At 72.4% G+C, this 24,937-nt stretch carries 22 protein-coding genes and 1 other RNA gene; 10 read left to right on the plus strand and 13 right to left on the minus strand.

The window, feature by feature from the left end; translation table 11 throughout:
• Positions 1–56 precede the first annotated feature (56 nt).
• A complete protein-coding gene (locus tag EKH77_RS11950; RefSeq protein WP_126914377.1) occupies positions 57–428 on the plus strand; it encodes a hypothetical protein in 372 nt (123 codons plus the stop codon).
• Positions 429–812: 384 nt separating this feature from the next.
• Positions 813–1,007: a DUF397 domain-containing protein gene (locus tag EKH77_RS11955; protein WP_126914378.1), complete on the plus strand. Its 195-nt coding sequence runs from the start codon at positions 813–815 to the stop codon at positions 1,005–1,007.
• 23 nt (positions 1,008–1,030) lie between these two features.
• Here the strand turns inward: EKH77_RS11955 and EKH77_RS11960 are convergent, their stop codons facing one another.
• The 3 genes from EKH77_RS11960 to EKH77_RS33355 form a co-directional block, all read right to left on the minus strand.
• Complete coding sequence (locus EKH77_RS11960) at positions 1,031–1,597, minus strand: flavodoxin family protein (RefSeq protein WP_126914379.1); 567 nt, start codon at positions 1,595–1,597, stop codon at positions 1,031–1,033.
• An 18-nt stretch (positions 1,598–1,615) separates the two neighbouring features.
• Positions 1,616–2,593 (minus strand): LysR family transcriptional regulator, encoded by a 978-nt coding sequence (locus EKH77_RS11965; protein ID WP_240667321.1) that lies wholly within the window; start codon positions 2,591–2,593, stop codon positions 1,616–1,618.
• A 316-nt stretch (positions 2,594–2,909) separates the two neighbouring features.
• The gene (locus tag EKH77_RS33355; protein WP_206279846.1) at positions 2,910–4,220 is read right to left on the minus strand and encodes a hypothetical protein; all 1,311 of its coding nucleotides are present in this window, start codon (positions 4,218–4,220) and stop codon (positions 2,910–2,912) included.
• Between the two features lie 73 nt (positions 4,221–4,293).
• On the opposite strand from EKH77_RS33355, the gene EKH77_RS11970 reads away from it, so the two are divergent.
• From EKH77_RS11970 to EKH77_RS11980, 3 genes are all read left to right on the plus strand, one after another.
• On the plus strand, positions 4,294–4,737 hold the full coding sequence (locus EKH77_RS11970; protein WP_240667322.1) for a GNAT family N-acetyltransferase: 444 nt from the start codon (positions 4,294–4,296) through the stop codon (positions 4,735–4,737).
• 220 nt (positions 4,738–4,957) lie between these two features.
• Complete coding sequence (locus EKH77_RS11975) at positions 4,958–5,779, plus strand: hypothetical protein (protein WP_126914380.1); 822 nt, start codon at positions 4,958–4,960, stop codon at positions 5,777–5,779.
• Between the two features lie 78 nt (positions 5,780–5,857).
• Positions 5,858–6,058, plus strand: coding sequence for a hypothetical protein (locus EKH77_RS11980; protein WP_126914381.1), 201 nt, complete (start codon positions 5,858–5,860; stop codon positions 6,056–6,058).
• 95 nt (positions 6,059–6,153) lie between these two features.
• On the opposite strand, the gene ssrA is transcribed toward EKH77_RS11980, so the two are convergent.
• The 5 genes from ssrA to ftsE all read right to left on the minus strand — a co-directional run bounded on the left by ssrA (position 6,154) and on the right by ftsE (position 10,259).
• Positions 6,154–6,523: a transfer-messenger RNA gene (gene ssrA, locus EKH77_RS11985) on the minus strand.
• A 133-nt stretch (positions 6,524–6,656) separates the two neighbouring features.
• The gene (gene smpB / locus EKH77_RS11990) at positions 6,657–7,169 is read right to left on the minus strand and encodes an SsrA-binding protein SmpB (RefSeq protein WP_126914382.1); all 513 of its coding nucleotides are present in this window, start codon (positions 7,167–7,169) and stop codon (positions 6,657–6,659) included.
• A gap of 18 nt (positions 7,170–7,187) precedes the next feature.
• Complete coding sequence (locus EKH77_RS11995) at positions 7,188–8,495, minus strand: S41 family peptidase (RefSeq protein ID WP_126914383.1); 1,308 nt, start codon at positions 8,493–8,495, stop codon at positions 7,188–7,190.
• Positions 8,496–8,626: 131 nt separating this feature from the next.
• Positions 8,627–9,541 (minus strand): permease-like cell division protein FtsX, encoded by a 915-nt coding sequence (ftsX, locus tag EKH77_RS12000; protein WP_126914384.1) that lies wholly within the window; start codon positions 9,539–9,541, stop codon positions 8,627–8,629.
• Between the two features lie 28 nt (positions 9,542–9,569).
• Positions 9,570–10,259: a cell division ATP-binding protein FtsE gene (gene ftsE, locus EKH77_RS12005; protein WP_126914385.1), complete on the minus strand. Its 690-nt coding sequence runs from the start codon at positions 10,257–10,259 to the stop codon at positions 9,570–9,572.
• Between the two features lie 242 nt (positions 10,260–10,501).
• On the opposite strand from ftsE, the gene EKH77_RS12010 reads away from it, so the two are divergent.
• A complete protein-coding gene (locus EKH77_RS12010; RefSeq protein ID WP_126914386.1) occupies positions 10,502–10,696 on the plus strand; it encodes a hypothetical protein in 195 nt (64 codons plus the stop codon).
• 105 nt (positions 10,697–10,801) lie between these two features.
• Here the strand turns inward: EKH77_RS12010 and EKH77_RS12015 are convergent, their stop codons facing one another.
• The 5 genes from EKH77_RS12015 to EKH77_RS12035 form a co-directional block, all read right to left on the minus strand.
• Positions 10,802–11,875, minus strand: coding sequence for a hypothetical protein (locus EKH77_RS12015; RefSeq protein WP_126914387.1), 1,074 nt, complete (start codon positions 11,873–11,875; stop codon positions 10,802–10,804).
• A 270-nt stretch (positions 11,876–12,145) separates the two neighbouring features.
• Entirely contained in the window at positions 12,146–13,252 is a 1,107-nt protein-coding gene (gene prfB / locus EKH77_RS12020) for a peptide chain release factor 2 (protein WP_126914388.1), read from the minus strand.
• Positions 13,253–13,424: 172 nt separating this feature from the next.
• Positions 13,425–14,753, minus strand: a complete 1,329-nt coding sequence (locus EKH77_RS12025) for a serine/threonine-protein kinase (RefSeq protein ID WP_126914389.1) — start codon at positions 14,751–14,753, stop codon at positions 13,425–13,427.
• Between the two features lie 212 nt (positions 14,754–14,965).
• Positions 14,966–16,804, minus strand: coding sequence for a serine/threonine-protein kinase (locus tag EKH77_RS12030; RefSeq protein ID WP_126914390.1), 1,839 nt, complete (start codon positions 16,802–16,804; stop codon positions 14,966–14,968).
• Positions 16,792–17,070 carry a hypothetical protein gene (locus tag EKH77_RS12035; RefSeq protein WP_126914391.1) on the minus strand — a complete coding sequence of 93 codons (279 nt, stop codon included), beginning with the start codon at positions 17,068–17,070 and terminating at the stop codon, positions 16,792–16,794. Before EKH77_RS12035 ends, EKH77_RS12030 begins: the two co-directional genes overlap by 13 nt.
• A 267-nt stretch (positions 17,071–17,337) precedes the next feature.
• Between EKH77_RS12035 and EKH77_RS12040 the strand changes: the two genes are divergently transcribed.
• The 4 genes from EKH77_RS12040 to EKH77_RS12055 all read left to right on the plus strand — a co-directional run bounded on the left by EKH77_RS12040 (position 17,338) and on the right by EKH77_RS12055 (position 24,924).
• Positions 17,338–21,018 (plus strand): FtsK/SpoIIIE domain-containing protein, encoded by a 3,681-nt coding sequence (locus EKH77_RS12040; protein WP_126918029.1) that lies wholly within the window; start codon positions 17,338–17,340, stop codon positions 21,016–21,018.
• Positions 21,019–21,227: 209 nt separating this feature from the next.
• Complete coding sequence (locus EKH77_RS12045) at positions 21,228–22,664, plus strand: ABC transporter substrate-binding protein (RefSeq protein WP_126914392.1); 1,437 nt, start codon at positions 21,228–21,230, stop codon at positions 22,662–22,664.
• Between the two features lie 14 nt (positions 22,665–22,678).
• Positions 22,679–24,046, plus strand: a complete 1,368-nt coding sequence (locus EKH77_RS12050) for an ABC transporter permease subunit (RefSeq protein ID WP_126914393.1) — start codon at positions 22,679–22,681, stop codon at positions 24,044–24,046.
• Positions 24,043–24,924 carry a carbohydrate ABC transporter permease gene (locus EKH77_RS12055; protein WP_126914394.1) on the plus strand — a complete coding sequence of 294 codons (882 nt, stop codon included), beginning with the start codon at positions 24,043–24,045 and terminating at the stop codon, positions 24,922–24,924. Before EKH77_RS12050 ends, EKH77_RS12055 begins: the two co-directional genes overlap by 4 nt.
• Positions 24,925–24,937: the final 13 nt, after the last annotated feature.

The raw sequence follows: 24,937 nt of genomic DNA on the forward strand, positions 1-24,937 counted from the left end.
CAGCCCCGCCACGGCCGCGCCATCGGCACGGGGACATGCGAACGAGTTGCAGAAAAATGGCCAGTGGTAGCACCAGGCAGCACGTCAAGGACGCTTGGGACGCCGTCCACGTCGTCCTGCGGGAGGTCCTACCGGATTCCCGCAGGACGCTCCATCTGATTCTGCTGGTCACCGTGCCACCGTTGGTGGTCGTCTCGGCGCCGCTGACGGTGGTGCTCCTGCTGATACCCGACCCGGGGGCGGTGCTGACGACGGTGCTCTCCTGCTCCCTCGGGACATCTGCGGTGGCAGCGGCGGCCGTCCGGCGTCGATCACGCGCCTCCAGGCGCACGCCCCTTCTCAGCGCCGGGAGTCCGCCTGTCGGCGTGCCGGAGCAGCAGGGGGGTGGGCTGGACGGCGAGGAGGCCACAACCGAAACACCAGGCTGAGCAAGGTCGGTGCGACCACCCCTGCCGCCAGTACTGCCAGCCCCGAGGCCACGACCTGCACCAGGACCGATCGCCCGGCGACCGAAGCCGCCAGCACTCCCACTCCGGTCGCCGCGATACCGGCGGCAAGGATGTAGACCGCCCACAGGAGTCGCCTCACGTTCCGGGGCGGACCGGTGGCATCTGCGCTCATCATGACGTCCTCCGACAGAGGAAGCAGTTGGGCCCAGGTTAGAGGATGAGGCGCACGGCCGTAACTGTAGCTGTATATATGCGTGTAAATACTGTGTTCCAGCGATATCCCGCAGCCCGCCGTGACTCCCCTTCCCTGATCAACGTTGGGTTGCCATTCTGGATGGGGCACCCAGCCGGAAGGGGACTCACATGGGCGACCGAATCCCTCGTCTGCACTGGCACAGAAGCAGTTTCAGCGGAGGCCTCAACAACGAATGCGTCGAAGTCGCTTACCATCTTCGGAAGGTATGGGTACGCGACTCGAATTCACCGCGTCGAACCATCCTGCAGTTCAGTCGTCCCGCCTGGACGGAATTCCTGGCGGAGTTACCCCCGTCGCCATGACCGGACACAGACCCCGGCCGCGACTAGAAGAACCCCTTGGCCTCCGCCACGGCCCCCGCGTCCTCCAGCACCGCCCCCGGCCTGGTCCCGGAACCCAGCAGTCCCCCGCCCCACCGCATGCCCATGTACGCGGCGGACGAGCGCAGCGTGCCGAGGAGTGGTTCGGCGATCGTGCGGTCCTCGTTGCTGGAGGCGGCGACGGCCCAGAGGGTGGAGCCCCGCATCCGGTCGCGGAAGCTCAGCTCGGGGAGACTCAGCCAGTTGACCCAGTAGTCGAGGTAGAGCTTGGTGCTGGCCGAGACGCTGTACCAGTAGACCGGTGAGGCGATCACCAGGTCGGTCGCGTCGAGCGTGGCGTCGAGCAGGAGCTTCTCGTTGCCGGCCGGAGGGGCGAACGTACGGTCCTCGCTGTGGCGGAGGTCCTCGAACGGGGGGAGCGGATAGTCGCTCAGCCGCAGCCAGGTCTGCCGTACACCGGAGGGGAGTTGGGCAGCCGCCTCCCGTGCCAGTGCCTCCGTGTTGCCGCCCTCGCGGCCGCTGCCCAGCAGAAAGAGAAAGGAGCGCTTTGCGTTCTGATCAACATCCGTCATGACGGTCTACAACAGCGCTCAACTCACACGCATTCCAACCGCGTCGGCTTCCGGCAACCACGAGCCCGAGGGCCGCTCCAACCACCCGTGCAAGTCCACCAACTCCCGTACAACATCGCGCAGCGCGTCCAGCCCGGGATGACGAAGCCCCCGCCGCCACACCATCGCCACGGGCGACAATGGCACCGGATCGACCAGGGGCCTGAGCACCATCCCCGGCACCTCGATGAACTCCTCGCTCGCCAGCACCGCCCACCCCCGTTTCCGGATGACGCGGACGAACTCCTCCTCACCCTCGATGCCGGGGAACGGCTCGGCCACGGCGATGCCCCGGCCGGCGAAGAGCCGCTCCGCGAGGTCCGTCCACTCGGCCGTGTCCGGGTTGCCCGCGCCCGCGTAGAGCGTCTCGCCCCGCAGCGCGTCCAGCGACACACGGTCACACCCGGCCAAACGGTGATCATCAGGCAGCAGCACGGTCATCCGCTCCAGCCGTACGGGCAAAAACTCCAACCCGGCCCGCACGTCAGCCGAAAGGCCACCGACGCGCCCAAAGGACACATCGAGCCGACCCGCAAGAATCCGCTCGACCGCGCCCGTGAGGCCGGACTGATAGCGGGCCACCAGTTCCAGCCGGGGCGCCGTCCGCCGGGCCTCCGCCAGCACGCGCCGACCGGTGCTCACCGGGCCGCCGACGTCCACGAGCAGGGGGCGGCTCTCCCCCGCGCACGCCGTCGCGAACTCCTCGTACGCGGCGAGGACCCGGCGCGCGTACGGCAGCAGCCGCTCCCCCTCCGCGGTGAGCGCGACCACGCGCGTGGTCCGGGAGAACAACTCGGCGCCCACCTCGCGCTCCAGGCGCCGGATGTCACGGCTGAGCGCCTGCTGGGCGAGGTACAACCGCGCGGCGGCGCGCGTGAAGTGGAGCTCCTCGGCCGCGGTCACGAAGGCGCGCAGCAGTCGCGGTTCCACAGAGAACGAGGCGTAGGACGAGGACACGCACGGCAGTTAACAACACAGGCGCGTGAATGGCCACCCACCAGGTGTTGGACGCCACACCACACCGACAACGACCGTAGAGACATGCTCCTCTTCCTCACCACTCCCCCAAGCTGGACCGAGCCGACCGAGCCGACCGAGCCCAAGCAACCCACCCTCCGCACCCGCATCCACCGCACCCGCATCCGCATCCGCATCCGCATCCGGGGGCGGGCATGGCAGACACGGCGAGGAGGGGGCGGGGCGGGACGGACCCCGGTGGGGGCGTAAGGCGTTCTTCGCCGCTGGTGCGAGGTGCGGGGCAAGCGGTGACGTGTTACCAGGAACCGCGAAGAGCGCAGCCCCCGCCGGGGTCCGGCCCGCCCCGCCCCCGCCCCCGACGCCGCACCACCAGCACCACCGTCCCCACCCCGACGCCCAGCGCCGCGAGCCCCGCGCCCGTCCCCGCGACGATCACCATGGGGTCGGGGCCGTCGTCACCGACCGCCTTCGCGGCGAGGGCCCCGACCGTCGCGCCGGTGACCTGGAGATGCCCCGTCCGCTTCACCCGGCCGTGGTGGCTGATCACGGTCACGGCGTAGCGGCCGGGCTCCAGCCCCCTCCGGACCCGGGCGGGCCCGTAGTAGCGGGGGTCGTCGCCGTCGCTCGCCTTGCTGTCGTCGCGCCGCAGCGGAACCGGGCGTTCGAAGGCGGGCGAGGTCGCGGTGAGCCGGTCGTCCTCGCCGGGGTCGGGGGCGGCGTCGCGCCACAGAACGTTGACCGTGCCGCCGGGCGGAACCCGGTGGCCGTACGCGCGGGCGGCCTCCGGACGGCCGTCGAAGGGGAAGAAGGCGGGGCCGCGCGCCCTGCCCACGTAGTCGCTGTCGCCGACGCGGGCGGCCCGCACGACGAGCGGTTTCTCGTCGACGCGCCGCCCGCCGGGCGCCGTCAGCGTCATCTTGTACGTGCCGTCCTTGGCGTCCGGCGGCACGGAGACGAGGGCGGTGAACATCCGGGGGTTGTTCCAATGAGTGCCACGCGGATCGTGCACCAGCGGAACCGGCGCGGGAAGCAGTGGCGAGGCGACGGCGAAGGAGTCACCCGTCTCCCCCGGGTAGAGATCGTCGTACGAGACGCCCAGTTGCTCCCCGGGCCGCAGCACGTCGTCCTTGATGCCCACCCGGAACTCCGGCCGGCGCGGGGCCTTGATCTCCACCTGCTCCTCGGCGACGACCCGCCCACCGGCGTGGACGCGCAGCGGATACGTCCCGGGCCGGGCCCGCGCCGAGATCGCGGGCCGCGCGTGCAGCCCCTCACCACCGTCCGGACCGGTGGCGCCGGGGTCACCGGCATTGTCATAGGGCGCGAGCGGCACGCGGCTGTCGAAAACGGGCGAGGTGACGCTGACACCGGACCCGGCCCGCAGCCCCCGGACGTCTATGTCGATGAGCTCACCGGGCCGGTTGCCGAAGGCCCCATTGAGCAGCACCTGCACCCCGCCGGGATCCCCCCGCGTCTCCTGGATCCCCCGGGTCCCAGGGGATCCATAGATCCCCCGGTGCGCGTCGTGCGCGACGGCCGCGGCCGACCCGCCCAGCCACAGCGTGCCCGTGCCCACCACGGCGACAGCAGTTCGTGTCCAGTTCACCGGCCACCCCCTATGTCACTCAGGAAGAGGGCCCCTCCGGCCCGGCGGTTGCACGGCGGCTACCCTTCCGCGCGTGAGCGACGAAGCGAGCAGCACCACTACGAACCGTAGCTACGAACTCCGCCCGGGTGTACCGGCGATAGAGACCTATCGTGCCCTGCGCGCCGCGACGGGCCTCGGCGCGAAATCGGTCGAGGGATCGGCCGTCGGACTCCCCAACACCTGGTTCGGAGTGCTCGTCCTGCAGGACGGGGACCCCGAGCCGGTGGGCATGGGCCGGATCGTCGGGGACGGCGGCTGTCACCTCCAGATAGTCGACATCTGCGTCCTGCCCGAGCACCAGGGCCAGGGCCTGGGCAAGCGGATCATGGAGGCCCTGACGGCCGAGCTGGAGCGCCGGGCGCCGGAGGGCGCCTATGTCTCCCTGATCGCGGACGGGGACGCCCGCCACCTCTACGCGAAGTTCGGCTGGACCGAGGTGGCCCCGGTGTCGGTGGGCATGGCGCGACTGTTCTGAGTACCTCATCGTGCTCTGAGTACCTCATCGCGCGCAGCGCATCAGCGCCGACGCGGGCGCACGAATGCTATCCGGGGGCGCATGAATAAGGAATGCGCCCCCGGATTACTTCGATTTCCCTGCCGTACCGATACCTCACACCGGCCTCAGCGGAGAGGTGCGCGCAGAGCTCGGGGATAATGGCCCCTCGCGGAACCCCGGGCCTCGCAAAGAAGGTACGATGCCGAACACCCCGATTAAATCGAAATTGTATAACTGGCTCTTCTTTGCGTGCACCGTCCTGCCTCCCGCGCTTGTTCTGATCGCCAACTGGATAGCCAGGGAAACCCACGGCCTGGCGCAGTCCTTCTGGTACGCCCTCGCCGCCGCCCTGGCGACAGTGCCTCCCGGGTGGGCATTCCTGCGGCACCGAAAGGACCGTGCCGAGCAGGAGCGGGAGCGCATCGCCGAGAGGGAGCGCCAGCAGGCGCTACTGGCGCCGGTGATCACCTATATGGGCGACTGCATCGTCGAGCCCCACGAGGCGCCGACCAAGGTGGCTCAGATCCATGAGCGCCTGACCCCGCTGCTGGCGGACAACCTGACCGGGGATGTGCGGGTCGCCTACTACCTTTACGACAGAAAAAACGAGCGCCTCAAAAGAGTTGCCGTCTCGGGTGGCCAGAACGGCCTGCCGAACGAGTTCGGGAAGGATTCCAGGGAATTCGGCGAATTGATGGACGCCATGAAGGAGAAGGGCCGGAAGAGTCCCGTCTACACCGAGGACATCCTGGACCGCGACGCGAATCTCACGGTGACGCTCGGCGGCGGGTACCGGTCCTCCATCGTGTCGGGAGCGTTCGCGGGCGCGGAACTGAAGGGCATCCTGTTCATCGAGGCCCCGAACCCCGGAGAGCTCTCCCGGGACAAGGTGTCCGAATACTACGTCTGGGTCTACGCGGCCCTGTACGGCACATCGAGCGCCCTCCTCCCCCACTTTCCCGTTCTACCGGAGCAGCCGAGCGGTGAACGATCAGGTGACGGCAGCCCGAGCAAGGGGTAGGAAAAGTGAATAGGCACGCGCGACCGCCCGGGGCTCACTACAGTCGATGTGCGGCTACGGACAGTTGGGGGAACGGTCATGGGTGAGCAGGAATCGGCGATCATCGAATCGGGACGGAAGTGGATGGCCGGCGAGGTGTCCACCGACGTATACGTCTCCGGGGTACTCCAGTCGTCGGCAAGGGTGCTGCGGCCCACCCATCACGGTCAGGAACTGCTGCGTCGCGTCAAGGCCGGCATCACCACCGTCCTGCACTCCCTGCACCTGCACAGGCCCTGACCGCCCCGGTCACGGAAAGACGTACACGGAAAGACGTACATAAAAAGACGTACGGCCCGCGAGCTGGGCTCGCGGGCCGTACGTCTACATGGGATGAGTGGAGATGGCGGGAATCGAACCCGCGTCCAACGGTGCGGAATCAGGGCTTCTCCGTGTGCAGTTCGCTGCGATTTTCTCGGCCCCGGAGATCACGCGAACAAGTCTCCGACGGGCTCAGCCACTGTTTGATTTCCCACCGGGCCCCGTGGCCGAGCCCAGTGGTTTAGTCCCCTTCATGATGCCAGGATCCGGGTCGGGAACAGCCCCGGGCTGACACTTCGCAAGTCGCTACTTAGGCAGCGAGGGCGAAGGAATCGCGCTTGGTGTTGGCGATTATTGGTTGCGACATATGGTTTACGAGATCATTGCCGCTTCCTCGACACGCTTCCCCTGCTTCGACATCCGCTGTCGAAACCGATCATCCCCATGTTGTTTTTTCAAGGTGCGCACCCGGTACCACCCGGTGTGCTGCGTTGCCCATCGTACTGGAACGACGCTGGGCGGTGCCAGCGTATTCCCGCCGGGCAAGTCCTGGGCAAGCCCCCGGGCCAGGCCCCGGCTAGCCCCGGGCCGCCGCCGACGCCCGCTGCCGGCGCCGCGCCGCCGCGATCGCGCGGTTCGACTCGCGCAGGTCCTGCTTCTCGCGGAGCGTCTGCCGCTTGTCGTACTCCTTCTTGCCCTTCGCCAGGGCGATCTCGACCTTGGCCCGGCCGTCCTTGAAGTACAGGGACAGCGGGATGATCGTGTGGCCGGTCTCGTCCGCCTTGGAGGCCAGCTTGTCGATCTCCGCGCGGTGCATCAGCAGCTTCCGCTTGCGCCGCGCGCTGTGGTTGGTCCACGTCCCCTGGGCGTACTCGGGGATGTGCGCGTTGTGCAGCCACGCCTCGCCGCCGTCGATCTGGACGAAGCCGTCGACCAGCGAGGAGCGACCCTGGCGCAGCGACTTGACCTCGGTGCCGGTGAGCACCAGGCCGCACTCGTAGGTGGTCAGGAGGTGGTAGTCGTGGCGCGCCTTCTTGTTCTGCGCGACGATCTTCCGACCCGACTCTTTCTTGTCCTTGTCTTTAGCCATAGCACCGTCATTCTCGCACTACGCCCCGCCCCCGAGGCCACTCAATACTCTGCGCCCCCGCGCCTCCGCGTCCTTCTCCCCGCCGTCCCCGGCAGGGCCCTGGACGGCCAGGTCGGGGGTGATCCCGGCGCCGTCGACCGCCCGGCCCGCCGGGGTGCGGTAATGGCCGACGGTGAGCTCGGCGACGGAGCCGTCCGCGAGCCGGCTGGGCATCTGGACCGAGCCCTTGCCGAAGGTCCGGGAGCCGACGACGACCGTGCGCCCCCGGTCCTGCAGGGCCCCGGTCAGCAGCTCGGCGGCGCTCATGGTGCCGCCGTCGACGAGGACGACGAGGGGGCGGCGGGTGTCCCCGCCCGGCTCGGCCCGCAGGACGTGCCGGCTGCCGCGCACGTCGTACGTGGCGACGAGCCCGCCGTCGAGGAACGCGGAGGCGGCCGTGACGGCCTCGGCGACCAGCCCGCCGGAGTTCCCGCGCAGGTCCAGCAGGATCCCCTCGCCGGGCGCGGCCTCCCGCACCGCCGCCCGGACCCGCTCGCCGGTGCCCCGGGTGAAGGAACTGACCTTGATCAGCGTGGCCGGGAGGGTGCCCGCCGCCCCCCGGCTCAGCTCCTCGACCTCGACGCTCTCGGTGACCAGCCGCTCGCGGCGCAGCGTCCGCTCCCAGCGCTCCGCGCCGCGCTGAAGGCCCAGCCGGACGGTCGTGCCGGGCGCGGAAACGGGCCACGAGCCGAGGGAGTGGCCGTCGCCGCGCAGCAGGGAGACGACCTCCGTCACGGGGCGGCCGGTGACGTCCGCCCCGTCGACGGTCAGGAGCCGGTCGCCGGGGGCGATGCCGGCCCGCTCGGCGGGGCCGCCGGGGCGGACCCCGTCGACCTCCATCCGGCCGTCCTCGGCGCGCCGGGTGGTGAGCCCCACGCCGACGTAGGCGCCGTCGAGGGCGAGCGCGAACCCTTCGTACTCCCGGGGTGTGTAGACGGCGCTCCAGGCGTCCCCGCTGCGGCTCAGCAGCTCGGCGGCGGCCTCCGAGCCGGACTTGCCGTCATGCACGGCCCGCTCGGCGGCGGCCTCCACGGCACGGCGGTCGACGGTGTGCCGGTCCGCGGCGTGCCGGTCGGCGGCGCGGGGGGCCACGGCGCTCCGGCCGGCGGCGTGGGAGAGCACCTGCCGCTCGCCGTGCTCCCCCGCCGGGGGCCGGGCCGGCCGCCCGTCGGCGGCGCCCCACGCGGCGGTCGCGGCGCCCGCCGCCAGCGCCCCCATGAAGACCAACGTCAGCGCGGCCCCGCGCCGGGCGCGGCGCGGCGGTACGAACAACGTCGGGCCGGGCATGCGCGTGAGTCTAGGACACCGAAGGGCGCCGTACGGGGAGTTGACCGTACGACGCCCTTGACTGTTCCACGCCTCTCTACAGCTTCTGCACCATCCCGCCCCTTCGGGCTGTCCAGGCAGTCCCGGGAGTGCTACACCTTCAGGTACTTGCGCAGGGCGACGAACGCGGCCAGCGCGGGCATCAGCAGCCCGATGGCGATCACCAGGGGCATCTTGGCGAACACGGCGTCCCAGCCGATGAACTGGATCACGTCGATCTGGTGCGCCAGCCAGTTGTTGACCAGGAAGTACTGGACGCTGACCAGCAGGACGCAGGCGAGGCCGGCGCCGAGCAGCCCGGCGAAGGCGGCCTCCATGATGAACGGCGTCTGGATGTAGAAGCTGGACGCGCCGACCAGGCGCATGATCCCGGTCTCCCGGCGCCGGCTGAAGGCCGAGACCCGGACCGTGTTGATGATCAGCATCAGGGCGACCACCAGCATCAGGGCCATCACGCCCAGGGCCGCTAGGTTCATGCCGTTGAGCAGGTTGAGCAGGGGTTCCAGGGTCTTGCGCTGGTCCTCCACCTCCTGGACGCCGGGCCGCTGGGAGAAGGCGCTGGAGACCACCCGGTACTTGGCGGGGTCCTTCAGCTTGACGCGGAAGGCCTCCTGCATCTGGTCGGGGGTGAGGAAGGGCACGATCGGGGAATTGCCGAACTGCTCCTTGTAGTGCTTGAACGCCTCGTCGGCCGTCTCGAACTGGACCGACTGGACGACCGGCATCTTCTCCAGGTCGGCCTTGATCTCCTTCTTCTGGTCCTCGGTGACCGCGCCCTTGGCGCAGGCGCCGCCCTGGCTCTGGGCGTCGTTCTTGTTGCAGAGGTAGATCGAGACGTTGACCTTGTCGTACCAGTAGCCCTTCATCGTGCCGACCTGCTCGCGCATGAGCAGGGAACCGCCGAACAGGGCGAGCGACAGGGCGACGGAGACGATCACCGCGAAGGTCATCGTGAGATTGCGGCGGAGACCGACGCCGATCTCCGACATGACGAACTGGGCGCGCATGGCGTCCTTTCAGTGCCCTCGGGCGGTTTCAGTGCTGGTAGCCGTAGACGCCGCGCGACTGGTCGCGCACGAGACGGCCCTGTTCGAGTTCGATGACGCGCTTGCGCATCTGGTCCACGATCTGCTGGTCGTGGGTGGCCATGATGACCGTGGTGCCGGTCCGGTTGATCCGGTCCAGCAGCTTCATGATGCCGACGGACGTCTGCGGGTCCAGGTTTCCGGTGGGCTCGTCGGCGATCAGCAGCCGCGGCCGGTTGACGAACGCGCGGGCGATCGCGACGCGCTGCTGCTCACCGCCGGAGAGCTCACCGGGCATCCGCTGCTCCTTGCCGCCGAGACCCACCAGCTCCAGGACCTGGGGCACGGCCTTGCGGATCTCGCCCCGAGGCTTGCCGATGACCTCCAGGGCGAAGGCCACGTTCTCCGCGACGGTCTTGTTGGGCAGCAGCCGGAAGTCCTGGAACACCGTGCCCAACTGGCGGCGCATGTGAGGTACTTTCCAGTTCGAGAGCCGGGCCAGGTCCTTGCCCAGGACATGGACCTGGCCGTGGGTGGCCCGCTCCTCGCGCAGCAGCAGTCGCAGGAAGGTCGACTTGCCGGAGCCGGAGGAACCGACCAGGAAGACGAACTCGCCCTTCTCGATCTCGAGCGAGACGTCCCGGAGCGCCGGACGGTTCTGCTTGGGGTAGGACTTGGAGACGTTGTCGAATCGGATCACGAGTGCACCACGTGTCGGCCTGGAGAGCGGCACGGAACGCCGCGTTCGCGGCTCCCGTCGGTGTGCGTGACCATACCGAACCGTCCGTGCACGCGCAGTCGGCCTCCGGAGTCAACGGGACAATTGGGTTCCATTTCGCGCTTCACCGGGCCGGCCGCGCCGGACGGCGGTAAAGCTGGCACAGTGGTAAGGGGAACCGCACGACGTTCCCGCGCGTTGGACGTACCGGAGGAGGACTTCGCATGACATGCGACCGACTGGTGTGCGCCAACTGCGCGGCCCCCGTCAGTGAGGGCAGGTGCCCGGTCTGCCGGGCGAGCCGCGAGCGGCTGCAGCACCAGGAAGGCATCTTCGGCGGCCTGACCCCGGCCGCGCTGATCGCGCTGCTGGTGGTGCTCGTCGCCCTCGCGGTGCTCGCGCGCGGTTTCGCGGGGTAGCGGCTCGATCGCTCTCCGATATCGCCGGCTTATGGACCGAGGCCCGGGACGCTGTCCGCGTCCCGGGCCTCGGTCGTCGTGCGTGCGCTTGAGCGGCCGGGGCCGTCAGGCGGCGGCCGCGCCGCGGTCGATCAGGCGCGGCAGCATCCGGAAGCCGATGCCGCCGGCGATCATCGTGGCGGCGCCGACCACGAGGAACATGGTCTGACCGGCGCCGGTCTCGGCCAGCTGACCGGCCTGCGCGGGCTGGCCGGACTGGCCGCCCTGCCCGGACGAGCCGGACTGCCCGGTCTGGGCCAGCTCCTCCTTGGGCTTGCCCTGCTGGACGGGCTGGACGCCGGCGTTGTCGGGGCTGGTGTTGCAGTTGCCGTCGGTGTCGACCGGGCAGGTACGGGCGTCGTCGCCGCCGTCGCCGCCCGTGGAGCCCGAACCGCCGGTGGCGGAGCCGCTGTGGCCGCCGGTGGTGGAGCCACCGGTCGTGGAGCCACCCGTGGTCGAACCGCCGGTGGAGCCGCCGCCGGTCGTGGAACCGCCGGTGGTCGAGCCGCCGGTCGTACCGCCGCCGGTGGTGGAGCCGCCCGAGGTGGAACCGCCAGTGGTGCCGCCGCCGGTCGTGGAACCGCCCGTCGAACCGCCGCCCGTGGTCGAACCACCGGTGGTGGAGCCACCGGTCGTCGAACCGCCGCCGGTGGTGGTCTCACCGCCGGTCGTGGAGCCACCCGTCGCACCGCCGCCGGTGGTCTCGCCACCGGTCGTGGAACCGCCGGTGGTGGAACCACCCGTCGTGGATCCGCCGGTCGTGGTCTCGCCGCCCGTGGTGGAACCGCCGGTGGTCGAGCCACCGGTCGTGGACCCACCCGTCGTGGTCTCGCCACCGGTCGTGGAACCACCAGTGGTGGAACCGCCGGTGGTGGAGCCACCGGTCGTGGAACCGCCCGTCGTGGAACCACCGGTGGTGGAGCCGCCCGTGGTCGGGGGCTGCGGGATCTCGGTCGGGTCGGCCGTGGGGCCGTCAGCGGCCGCGGCGCGCACGTCGGCGCCGCCCTTCACGCCGAAACCGCCGACCTCGACATCGAGACCGGCGGCCGAGGCCGCACCCGCGGCCGTCAGCGAAGCACCAGCGGCGATCATCGCGCCGGCGGCTATGCGCGCAACGCGCAGTCGCGTCTTACTCGTCATCTGCCTGCTACCCCCAGTAGCTGAACTCGTCGATGGAGCAGCTGTGCACGGGGCCGCGGCGCTGAAGGGGGACGGCGTGACCGATCCGGCCCCGTACGCATGTCGTGAACGCATGCCATACGGGCCGGGCCGCTCGCCCCCCGCCACACGCGCCCCAGTGATTCGCATGCCGCGCGCCAGCCTTCCCAGTTTTCTGGGCAGCGTCAAGGAACTTACGGGCGCGATGTCCGGCTATGCGGGGGTTGCGACAAACAAGCGGAGGGAGTTGTTCTACTTGTCCTGCTGCTTGCGCCAGCGGATGCCGGCCTCGAGGAACCCGTCGATGTCGCCGTCGAGGACGGAGGTCGGGTTGCCGACCTCGAACTCCGTGCGGAGGTCCTTGACCATCTGGTACGGGTGGAGGACGTACGAACGCATCTGGTTGCCCCAGGAGCTGCCGCCGTCGCCCTTGAGCGCGTCCATCTTGGCGCGCTCCTCCTGGCGCTGGCGCTCGAGGAGCTTGGCCTGGAGGACGTTCATGGCGGTCGCCTTGTTCTGGATCTGCGAGCGCTCGTTCTGGCAGGAGACGACGATGCCGGTGGGGAGGTGCGTCAGGCGGACCGCGGAGTCCGTGGTGTTGACGCCCTGGCCGCCGGGGCCGGAGGAGCGGTAGACGTCGACGCGCAGGTCGGACTCGTCGATCTCGACGTGGTCGGTCTGCTCGACGACCGGCAGCACCTCGACGCCCGCGAAGGACGTCTGGCGGCGGCCCTGGTTGTCGAAGGGCGAGATGCGCACCAGGCGGTGGGTGCCCTGCTCGACGGAGAGGGTGCCGTAGGCGTACGGCGCCTGGACGGCGAAGGTGGTCGACTTGATGCCGGCCTCTTCGGCGTACGACGTCTCGTAGATCTCGGTCTTGTAGCCGTGGCGCTCGGCCCAGCGCAGGTACATGCGCTGGAGTCGCTCGGCGAAGTCGGAGGCGTCGACGCCGCCGGCCTCGGCGCGGATGTTGACGAGGGCCTCGCGGGAGTCGTACTCGCCGGAGAGGAGGGTACGGACCTCCATCTCGTCGAGCGCCTTGCGGACGGAGGTGAGCTCCGCCTCGGCCTCGGCGAGGGCGTCCGCGTCGTCCTCGGCCTCCGCGAGCTCGAAGAGCACGCCGAGGTCGTCGATGCGACCGCGGAGCGTCTCCGTCTTGCGCAGCTCCGCCTGGAGGTGCGACAGCTTGCTGGTGATCTTCTGCGCCGCCTCCGGGTCGTCCCAGAGTGACGGGGCGGCCGCCTGCTCCTCGAGCACGGCGACGTCGGCCCTCATCTTGTCGAGGTCCAGAACGGCCTCGATCGACCCCATGGTCGAGGAGAGGGACTTCAGCTCTTCGGATACATCAACGACTGCCACGCACCCAGCCTAACGGCTGCGCCGGGCTTCCCGGTCCGAAGGACGGCCCGGATCGCACTCCGGGGCGCGCACAAGGCCGCGCCGGGCCCCTGGCGGAGCCTTCTCCCGCCGCGGCGGCGATCAGCCGGCGGCTACCGGTCCGGCGGTGCCGGACCGGCCCGCGCCCCGGGCCTTACCGCGTGCTCGGCGGAGCCGTGCGGTGGATGCCCGGCGGGTGGGAGCCACCCGGCTTCGCGTCGCCCGGGTCCGAGCCCCCGCTCGTCGCGAACCAGCCGCCGACGCCCGCCGCCGCGGCCAGCGCGACGGCCGCCGCGCCGAGGCGGATGCGGCGGCGCCGCGCCTTCTCCGCCGGGGAGCGGTGGCGCGCGGAGCCCGCCCGCGGCTGCCCCGGCGAGCGCGGAGCGCGAGCCGTCCCGTGGGGGCCGCCCGCGAGCTCCTCCGGCCCGGGCACCCGCATGCTGGTGTGGGTGTCGCGGCTGGAGTCCGACACCCCGGCCCCCGGCACGAGCGGCACGACCCCCCGTCGCCGCGGCTCGGGCGGCGCGGCGGCGGTGGCGGCGGGCGCGGGAGCGCCCTCCGCGTATCCGGCGGGCGCGGTGGAAGCGGCCGCCTCCTCGTCTTCCGGCTCGTCGATGTCGAGCGGCGGGATCCCGGCCAGGTGCGGCAGCAGCTCCCGCAGCCGGGCCGCCAGCTCCGAGGCGCGCAGCCGGGACGCCGGAGCCTTGGCGAGGCACTGCACGACGAGCTGCCACAGCTCGTCGGGGATGCCGGGCAGCGGCGCCACCGTCTCCGTCACATGGCGCCGCAGCACCGCCCCGGGGTGGCCGCCGCCGAAGGGCGTGAAGCCGGCCAGGAGCTCGTAGAGGACGGTGGCCAGGGCGTAGACGTCGACGGACGCGCGCGGCGGCAGGCCCTCGATGATCTCGGGGGCGAGGTAGTCGGGCGTGCCGATGACGCTACGGGCGCCTGGCGAACGCTCCCGGTCGCGGGCGGGCGCCGGGCGCGGCACGTCCACGAGCCGGGCGATGCCGAAGTCCGTGAGCAGCGCGGGGTGCGCTCCGGCGGGCCCGAGCGGGCCCTGCATGTCGAGGAGGACGTTCTCGGGTTTGACGTCGCGGTGGACGACCCCGGCGGCGTGCGCGGCGGCGAGGCCGTCGGCGACGTCGGCCACGATGGCGACGGCCGCCTCGGGCGCGAGGCGCCGCTCGCGGTCGAGCCGCGTCCGCAGGTCGGTGCCGCGGATGAGGTCCATGACCAGGGCGAGGTCGTTGCCGTCGACGACGAGGTCGCGGACGCCGACCACATGGGGGTGGTCGAGACCGAGGAGGGCCGCGCGCTCCTGCACGAAGCGGCCGACGAGCTCCTGATCGGAGGCGAGATCCTCCCGCAGGAGCTTGATGGCGACCGGCCCCTCGGGGCCTTCGCCGAGCCACACCGTCCCGACACTGCCCCGGCCCAGGACCTGGTGGGCGGTGTACCGGCTGCCGATCTTCCGTGCCAAGACTGTTCCCCGACTCCTCCGCCATCCGGCGACATCATCCGACGGGCGCGGCCAGGCGGCCGTCACCCGCGCTGGCGACCAAGCTACGCGGCCGGAGGGGCGTTGGGGACACCGATTCAGTGCCAACCGTTACTTCTGAGGCAGAAAACACCCTTCGGGTGTCGACATATCGACTGCCTTATCGGTTCTTCACGGCCCCCACCGCCCCGTCGTCACTGGCCGGAACCCGACCCCGCTCCGGAGTCGGACCCCAGGCTCGAGAGCCAGTCCTTGACGCTGGTGATCCAGTCCGACGCGGCGTCCCAGAAGTTCTTGCCGTCGGCGACCCAGTCCTTGAGCGGCGTGAACTCCCACACCAGCCAGGAGCCGACGATCAGCACGACGATCATGAACAGACAGCCCTTGAGGCAGCCCAGGCCCGGGATCCGCATGGGGTTCGCGCTGCGCTGACGCGGCGGGCGCGGCTCCCGGCGCGGGGCGGGCGTCGGCTCGGGCGGGGGCGCGGGGGCGTACCGCTGCGGCCGGCTCTGAGGCTGGGGCGGCTGCGGGGGCTGCTGGTAGCGCGGAGCCCGCTGGGGCTGCGGCTGGGGCTGGGGTTGCCGACGGGGCGGCCGCTGCGGCGGGTACTGCTGCTGCGGCGGCTGCGGGGCGTACTGCTGCTGGGGCGGCTGCTGCTGGTAGCCCTGCGGCGGCTGGGGCGACGGGCGGCGCTGGGGCCTGCGGCGCAGCGGGTCCTCGCCCGGGTCGAGGTACTGGGTCTGCTCGTTGCGGTCGCGGGCCGCGCGCATCTGGGTCTGCCACGGGTGCGGGCTGTCGCCCTGGCCCGGCTGAGCGGACGGGGGCCCCGGCGGCACGGGCGGCATGACGCGCGTGGGGTCGCCGCCGCCCTGCGGGCCGGAACCGGCGGAGAGCACCTGCGTGGGGTCGGCGTCGCCCGTCCGCCCGGAGCCGTGGGCGCCGGAGGCCGGGAGGCCGGTGCTGGGCAGGACGCTCGTCGCGGCGTTCGGGTCGTAGCCGGCCGGGAGCCCGGCCGGGGCCGTCCCGGCGGAGGACGGGAGCACCTGCGTCGGGTCGGCGTCGCCGGTGGCGGGACCCGCGCCGGGGAGGGTGTGGAGGCCCGTACCGGGCACCCGGGTGGGCTCGGGGTCGGGCGCGAGCAGCGCGGCGACGCCCAGCGCCGCCTCGGCCTGGTCCGGGGAGGCGTGGACGCCTACGCCGGCGGCGACGACCCGCAGGCCGCGGGCGAGGTTCTCGGCGCTGGGCCGCTCCTCGGGGCGCTTGCGCAGACAGCGCTCGATGACCGTCCACAGCGGCTCGGGCACGGTCGTGGGGCGGCGCGGCTCGGCGCTGAGGTGCTGGTGGAGGACCTCCAGGGCCGTCGCGCCCGCGAACGGCGGACGGCCGGTGACCAGCTCGTACAGCAGGATGCCCGCGCCGTAGATGTCCACGGCGGAGGTCTGCGGGCGGCCCTCGGCGGACTCGGGCGCGACGTAGGCCGGGGTGCCGACGAACTCGTGGGTGCGGGTCAGGCCGGGCGAGTCCGCGAGGCGCGCGATGCCGAAGTCGGTGAGCATCGGGTGCATCTGCCCGGCTTCGCTCTTCAGCAGCACGTTGGCGGGCTTGAGGTCGCGGTGGACGATGCCGTCGGCGTGGCTGGCGGCGAGGGCGTCGGCGATCTGCGCGGTGAGCAGCGCGGCCGCGACGGGCGTGAAGGGGCCGTTGTCGCGGAGGTAGCGGTGGAGGTCCGGGCCGTCGACCAGGTCCATGACGAGCGCGAGGAGATCGCCCTCGACGACGAGGTCGCGGGTGCGGACGATATTGGGGTGCGTCAGCCGCAGCAGCACGGAGCGCTCGCGCAGGAAGCGCATCACGACGTCCGCGTCGTGGGCCAGCTCCTCCTTGAGGACCTTGATCGCGACGGTCTCGCCGGGCTGTCCGGCCACCGCCGCCTCGGCGCCGGCCGCCTCACGCTGGCGGGCACGCCAGACAGTGCCCGTGGCGCCGCGTCCGAGCGGCTCCTCGAGCAGGTATTTGCTGCCTACCGGCCGCACGTCATGCGCTCCCTGGTCGTGATCCGGATGCCGAAACCTGTGCCGAAGCCCGTGCCGAAACCTTCGATACCGTCGGTACCGTCGGCTGCCGACGGCACCTCCGCCCCACTGTAGTGCCGCCGTCCGGACCGTCGGCCCGGCGAATCCGTGGGGCTTGTGGGAAAGACGCGGGCCGGGTGCGGATGGTTGCCGCGAGCGGTGGCGCTCCCCTCAAAATCGGCGATAAAGGGGTCGAGAGCAGGCAATTCCCAGAAGAAATCAGCCATCGCCCCACCGCGACCAGCGGGTTTCGCATACTCGGACCGTCGTTCAAGATCACGAATCGAGTCTCGCCGGGCGAGTCGTCCGCGGTGGATGCGAGGATGCTCGCTGGCGAGAGGATGCTGCTCGCCAGCACGGCTGCGGCGGGGAGGGAGCGGGAAGACCCCGCGCGACGTGGTGACCTGTACGTGCCGACGCGCCCGTGCGAGGTGGGGGAAGGCTGGCGCCGCCCCTGCCGCGTACTTTCGGGCAGGAAGGGACCGTTGACGGCGATGCAGATCCGGCTGACCGTCCTCGGGCCGCTCAGCGGCCACACCACGTGCGCCTGCGATGTGCTCGTGACCGCCCCGGCGGGGACCGCTCTGGCCGCCGTGACCAGCGGCCTCGCCACCGCCGTCGCGGCGGCGGGATCCGACCTCGGCAGCGGTGCCGTCGTCGTCCACTCCGGCGAGCGGCGGCTCGACCCGCAGCGCTGTGTGCTGGGCGAGCCGCCGCTGATCGACGGCGCGGTGCTCTCCCTGGGCGCCCCCGCCGACCCCGAACGCCACGGCGGCGTGTCCCTCACCGGCCCCCTCCCCGCCGCCGCGCGCCTCCACGTGGTCTCCGGCCCGGACGCGGGCGGCGTCCACCTGCTGCACGGCGGCGAGGTGCGCGTCGGCCGCTCCAGCTCTGCGGACATCCCGCTGGACGACCCCGACGTCTCCCGCCTCCACTGCGCGGTGACGCTCGAGGACGACGGCGCCGTCACCCTCCACGACCTGGGCTCGACGAACGGCACCACCCTGGACGGCGCCCCGGTCGACGGCACGGCCGTCCCCCTGGCGCCGGGCGCGCTGCTGCGGGTCGGCGAGTCGACCCTGAGCCTGTACGGGGCGGGCGCGGGGGCCGGCGCCCCCGAGACCCTTCCGGCGGCGCCGGACGGGGAGGGACATCTCCGGGTACCTGTACAAGCGCGCGGGGCGGCCGAGGAGAGCGCGGTAGCGCTACCGGGCGCGCGAAGCGCGACGAGCGCCCCCGGTGGCCCCGGAACGCCGGACGCGGGACCGGCAGGCGGGCAGATCGAAGCGGTGGGCTCCGCGAGCCCCTCGGCCGACGGCGGGGAGCCGGGCTGGGGCGCGGGCGCACGGGCCGGGTACGCGAACGGACAGAGTGGCGGCGGCTCGGCGCGGGGCGTGGGTGGCGCGGCCGGGTCCGGCCGGGCGCCGGCCAGCTGGGGCTCGGACGCCCGCGCGGCCCACGAAGGTGACCCCGGGCAGCAGCCCGCGTGGCGGAGCGACGGCCCCCTCGACGCGCACCAGGGCCAGGACGCGCACCAGGACCGGGACGGGGACCGGACGCACAGCCGGCGCGACGACGGCGGGACGAACCGGGCCGCCGGGTTCGCGAACCTGACCGGTCCCGACGCCGCGACGGCCCCCGGCGCGTACCCCTCGCACCAGGCGGACGCCTTCGCCGACGGCGGCCACGCCACCCACACCGTGCGCGGCAACGCCGCGCTGACCCCCGGCACGGCCGACGCGCCCACGGCGGAGCCGGCGCGGGCGGACGGCGGCGGCAAGCGCCGCGCCCGCGGCATAGGGGCGTGGGCCCGCCGCCTCACCGGCGGCGGCCGCGCCGTCGCGCAGCGCGAGACGGTGACGGGCGAGGGCCCGCAGGAGCGGGCCGCCGCCGCGCCCGAGCGCGCGCCCGACACCGCCGCCGCGCTGCGCGAGCGCTGGCCGGACCCCGCCGCCGTGCTGCTCACCGCGCTCGGGCCGGGCCCCCGGCTGTGGGAGCGCGGCCCGGGCCACCCGGACCTGCTGACCGTCCGGCTGGGCACGGCCGACCGCTACGCGCCCGACGGCGGCGGACCGCTGCCGTCCGTGCCGGTGACGGTCGGGCTGCGCGAGGTGGGGGCGCTCGGCATGACCGGGCCCCGGGAGCGGCTGTCCGGGCTCGCCCGCTCCGTGCTGGCGCAGCTGGCCGCGCTGCACGCGCCGGGCACCCTGGAGTACGTGCTGATCAGCACCGACCGTTCGCGCTCGGCCGAGGAGCGGGCCGCGGAGTGGTCCTGGCTGGGCTGGCTGCCGCAGTCGCGGCCGGCGCACGGGCAGGACTGCCGACTGCTCGTCGGCTACGACCGGGAGCAGGCGGAGGCCCGTACCGCCGAGCTGGTGCGGCGGCTGGACGACGGCCCGCTGGGCACGGGCTGGACGACGGCGCCGCCGGAGGCCGTCGCGGAGGCCGCCGCGCGGCACGAGGGCCCGTACACGGTCCTGATCGTCGACGGCGACCCCGGTTCGACGGCGCTGCGCGAGACGGTCGCGCGGCTGGCGACGGGCGGTCCGGCGGCGGGCATCCACGTCCTGTGCCTGGCGGAGGCCCCGGCCACCACACCCGCCTCCCCCGTCTCGGCGACGCTCGCGTCGGCGGAGGCGGTCTCCCCCGCCTTCGCGCACTGCGGCGCGGTCGCGCTGCTGAGCGGTGACGTGGCGACGGTGGTGCAGGTCATCCACCGCGCTTCGGCGCCGGCCGCGCCGGTGGCGCACCCCGTGCGCCCGGGGCACACGATGATCGCCGCGCTGGACGCGGTGTCGGGCGCGTGGGCCGAGCGCTTCGCGCGGGCCCTGGCGCCGCTGCGCATGGCGGACACCGCGGGCGACCCCGCGCACGCCTCGCGCATCGCGGCGGCGCTGCCCCGGTCGTCCAGACTCCTGGACGAGCTGGGCCTCGCCCGCGCCACGCCCGCCTCGCTGACCGCGCGCTGGGCGGCCGCCACCGACCGGGGCACCCGGCCCGGCGGGCGGGCCGTGGCCGTGCTGGGGGCCGGGCCGCACGGCCCACTGTCCGTGGACCTGGCGGCGGACGGGCCGCACCTGCTGGTGGAGGGTTCCCCGGGCAGCGGGAAGACCGAGCTGCTGCGCTCCCTCGCCGCGTCGCTCGCGGCGGCCGACCGGCCGGACCGGCTCTCGCTCGTCCTGGTCGACGGGGCGGCCGCCGAGCGGGGCGAGGGGCTGCGGGTCTGCACGGACCTGCCGCACGTGTCGACGTACCTCGCCGCCGCCGACCCGGTGCGGATGCGGGAGTTCGCCCAGGCGCTCGCGTCGGAGCTCAAGCGCCGGGCCGAGCTGCTGGGCACGCTGGACTTCGTCGGCTGGCACGACCGGAACCCGGCCCCCGGCCCGAACGTCGTCGGCCCGCGCCGGTCGGCCGAGCCGACGACGGCCCCGGCTCCGGCCGCGGTCGCGGCGGCCGCCTCCGGCCCGGGTGCCGGTTCCGGGGCCGGTGCGGGTTTGGGCGTGGGGGCGGGCTTGGGCGTGGGGGCGGACTTGGGCGTGGGGGCCGCCGATCTCGAGTCCGCGCCGAGCGGGACGATCAAGTTGCGTACGCAGAGCGGCGGTCGGACGCGTACGGCCGAGACGGCCCTGCCCCGGCTCGTCGTGCTCGTCGACGACTTCGACGCCCTGGTCGCCCCCGCGCTGGGCAGCACGGGCCGTCCGGCGGCCGGTTCGGTCGTACGGGCCCTGGAGGCCGTGGCGCGGGACGGCGAGCGGCTCGGGGTGCATCTGATCGCCGCGTCGGGGCGTCCGGACCGTACGGCCGACACGGCGGCGGTCGAGCGGGCCGGGCTGCGGGTGACGCTGGACATCGCCCCGCCGTCGGCGGACGCCGTCGCGTCCGGCGGCGACGGTCCCGGCGCGGGCGAACCCGCCCCGGGGCGCGGCCGGTTGCAGCGTCCGGACGACGACGCGACCACCCCGTTCCAGGCGGGCCGGGTCACCGGCCGCATCCCCCGTACGGCGACGCTCCGGCCGACGGTCGTGACCCTCGACTGGCAGCGCATGGGCGACCCGCCCACCCGCCGGCCGGTGCGCGAACTCGGCAACGGCCCCACCGACCTGGCCCTCCTCGCCAGCGCCCTCCAGCGCGCCGCGCAGTCCGCCGGGGCCCAGGCGGCACCCCCGTTGCTGTAGTCCGCCGCCGCAGTCAGTCGCGGCACGGGCCGGGCCGGGCCGTCGGTGCCGGAGCGTCACAGCCCTGTCACGATCGGCTGGTTGACGTCGGAGACGGTATTGCGGCGGTCCGTGCCGGGGCGTAGACCTGTCGCACGGGAGTGCGGCCGTATGCCGGGGCGACGTGCGGCGCGGCCGTCGACGGGGACCGGGCACGGGAGGTACGGGCCATGCGCACGGCAACACGTACATCGCTCCGCGCGACACGCGCGGCGCGCACCCCACGCAGAGCGGACGGCGGCGCGGGCGCGCGGCGCGGCGCGCTGGCCCTGGCCGTGGCGGGGGCCCTGGCCCTGACCGCCGCCGGCTGCGGGGACGGCGGCGGGGACAAGGACAAGAGCGGCGACAAACCCGCCCCCGGGCGGTCCGACCTCATCACGCACACCGTGCAACTCCCCAAGCTCAACGGGCAGAAGCTCAAGGTGACCGCTGTCTGGACGGGCGTCGAGCAGAAGAGCTTCACCAAGGTCCTGGACGAGTTCGCCAAGCGCACCGGCGCCGAGGTCGCCTACGTACCCAGCGGCGACGACATGGCGGCCTTCATCGGCTCGAAGGTGGCGGGCGGCGACCCGCCGGACGTGGCCATGCTGCAACAGCCGGGAGCGCTGCGCGAGTTCGCCGGGAAGGGGTGGCTCAAGCCGCTGAGCGAGGAGGCGCGGGCGCAGCTGAACAAGAACTTCCCGCAGGGCTGGCAGGACCTGGGCTCCGCCGACGGCAAGCAGTACGGCGTCTACTTCAAGGCGAGCAACAAGTCCCTCGTCTGGTACAACACCAAGATCTTCACCGCGGCGGGCGTCAAGACGCCCGCGACCTGGCCGGAGTTCCTGCGCACCGCGCAGGCCGTCGCCGACTTCGGCGTCTCCCCGGTGTCGGTGGGCGGCGCGGACGGCTGGACGCTCACGGACTGGTTCGAGAACGTCTACCTCTCCCAGGCGGGCCCGGAGAAGTACGACCAGCTGGCCCAACACAAGATCAAATGGACCGATCCCTCCGTCAAGGACGCGCTGACCACGCTCGGCCGGCTCTTCGGCAAGAAGGAGCTGCTGGCGGGCGGCCAGGAGGGCGCGCTCCAGGCGCAGTTCCCCACGTCCGTCACCCAGACCTTCAGCGGGGGCGAGAAGGCGAAGGCCGCCATGGTCTTCGAGGGTGACTTCGCGGCCGCGAACATCACTGCGGCCAAGGCGAAGATCGGTACCGACGCCAAGGTCTTCCCCTTCCCGGCGGTCGGCGGCCGGGCGCCCGTGGTGACCGGTGGCGACGTGGGCGTGGCGCTCAAGGACGGCCAGGCGGCGCAGGCACTGCTGACCTTCCTGGCCTCCACCGACGCCGCCGGGATCTGGGCGAGGGAGGGCGGCTTCATCTCCGCGAACAAGAACCTCGACCTCGCCTCCTACCCCGACGACGTGCAGCGCTCCATCGCCAAGGCGCTGGTCTCGGCGGGCGACTCCTTCCGCTTCGACATGTCCGACCAGGCGCCCGCCGCGTTCGGCGGCAAGCCGGGACAGGGCGAGTGGAAGGACCTCCAGGACTTCCTGCGGAACCCGGCGGACGTGGAGGGCACCCAGCAGCGGCTGGAGTCCGACGCGGCCAAGGCGTTCAAGAACTGACGGGACCGGTCACCATGACCACCGCCACCGCCGTCCCACCACCACCGCCGCCCGACCCCGCCGTGCGCCCGGCCCCGGCTCCCCGGGGCAAGGGCCGGGGGGCGCTCGGCACGCGGCCCTGGGTGGCCGCCTGCTTCCTGCTGCCCGCGCTGGCCCTGCTGGGCGCCCTCGTCGTCTACCCCATCGGCTTCTCCGTCTACCGCAGCCTCTTCGACGCCTCCGGGCACGGCTTCGTGGGCATGGACAACTACCAGGAGGTCTTCACCGACGCGCGGATACGCACGGCCCTGAAGAACAACGTCATCTGGGTCGTCGTCGCGCCCTCCGTGGCCACCGCCCTCGGCCTGATCTTCGCCGTGCTCACCGAACGGGTGCGCTGGGGCACGGCGTTCAAACTCGTCGTCTTCATGCCGATGGCCATCTCGATGCTCGCCGCGGGCATCATCTTCCGGCTGGTGTACGAGCAGAACCCGGACCGCGGCGTCGCCAACGCCGTCTGGGTCGGCATCCACGACACCTTCGCCGCCCCCGCCCCCTTCCCGGGGGCGCACCCCCGGCCGACGGGGGACCTCGTGGCGAGCGGCGACGGCGCGTTCACGACGAAGACGGCGGCGCGGGCGGGCAGCGCCGTGGCGCTGCCACTGGTGGCCGTGAAGCCGGAGGACGTCTCCGGCGCCAGGGACGCCATTCCCGCGCGGGACGTGGCCGGGAAGGTCACCGGCACGGTGTGGATGGACTTCAGCCGGGGCGGCGGCGGAACTGCCGGGAAGATCGACGCCGGCGAGAAGGCCCTGGCCGGGGTGACGGTGGAGGCCGTCAAGGACGACAGGACCGTCGCCTCCACCACCACGGACCCCGACGGCACCTTCACCCTGCCCTCGGCGGCGGACGGCGCCCGGCTGCGGCTGCCCGCGGCCAACTTCGCCTCCGCCTACAACGGCGTCGACTGGCTCGGCCCCTCCCTGGTGACGCCCTCCATCATCGGCGCGTACATCTGGATGTGGGCAGGCTTCGCCATGGTGCTCATCGCGGCCGGCCTGGCGGGCGTGCCGCGCGAACTGCTGGAGGCGGCGCGCGTCGACGGCGCCAACGAGTGGCAGGTCTTCCGCCGGGTGACGGTGCCCCTGCTGGCACCGGTCCTCGCGGTGGTGGTCGTCACCCTGATGATCAATGTGCTGAAGATCTTCGACCTGGTCTACATCATCGCCCCGGGCTCCAGTCTCGACAACGCCAATGTGCTGGCCCTCCAGCTCTATCAGTCCTCCTTCGGCACGGACGTCAACCAGGGCGTGGGCAGCGCCATCGCCGTCTTCCTGCTGCTGCTCGTCACTCCGGTGGTGATCGTGAACATTCGCCGGATCAGGAAGGAGCGGCAACGATGAGCCTTCAAGACACCGTCGTACGGGGCGAGCGCTCCCTTCCCGCCCGCTTGGCCGCCCGCCTGGGCGCGGGGGCGACGCGCGGCTTCCTCGTCGTGGTCGGGCTGTTCTGGCTGATGCCGACCGTGGGACTGCTCCTTTCGTCACTGCGCGACAAGTCCGACATCGCCGCCTCGGGCTGGTGGCAGGTCTTCGCCCACCCGTCCCAGCTGACGACGGAGAGCTATCGCACGCTCTTCGCCAACGACAAAGTCACGCACTCCCTCCTGACCACCGCGCTGATCACCGTCCCGGCGACGGTGCTGGTGATCCTCGTCGGCGCCCTCGCCGGATACGCCTTCGCCTGGCTGGACTTCCCCGGCCGGGACTGGTGGTTCATGGTCGTCGTGGGGCTGCTGGTGGTGCCCGTGCAGGTGGCGCTGATCCCGGTGGCCAAGCTCTTCAGCGCGCTCGGCATCTTCGAGTCCACGGTGGGGGTGGTGCTGTTCCACACCGCCTTCGGGCTGCCCTTCGCAGTGTTCCTGTTGCGGAACTTCTTCGCGGAGATACCGCGCGAGCTGCTGGAGGCCGCGAGACTGGACGGCGCGGGCGAGCTACGGCTGTTCACCCGCGTCGTGCTGCCCCTGGGCGGGCCGGCCATCGCCTCCCTGGGCATCTTCCAGTTCCTGTGGGTGTGGAACGACATGCTGGTCGCGCTGATCTTCGCGGACAGTGGCAACCCTCCCATCACGGTGGCCCTCCAGCAGCAGGTCCGGCAGTTCGGCGACAACGTGGACATCCTGGCGTCGGGTGCCTTCCTCTCGATGGTCGTTCCGCTGGCGGTCTTCTTCGCCTTCCAGCGCCAGTTCGTGAGCGGGGTGATGGCGGGCGCGGTGAAGTGACGGCGCGTACAGA

This window comes from Streptomyces luteoverticillatus (assembly GCF_003970715.1).
GTDB classification, from domain to species: domain Bacteria; phylum Actinomycetota; class Actinomycetes; order Streptomycetales; family Streptomycetaceae; genus Streptomyces; species Streptomyces abikoensis.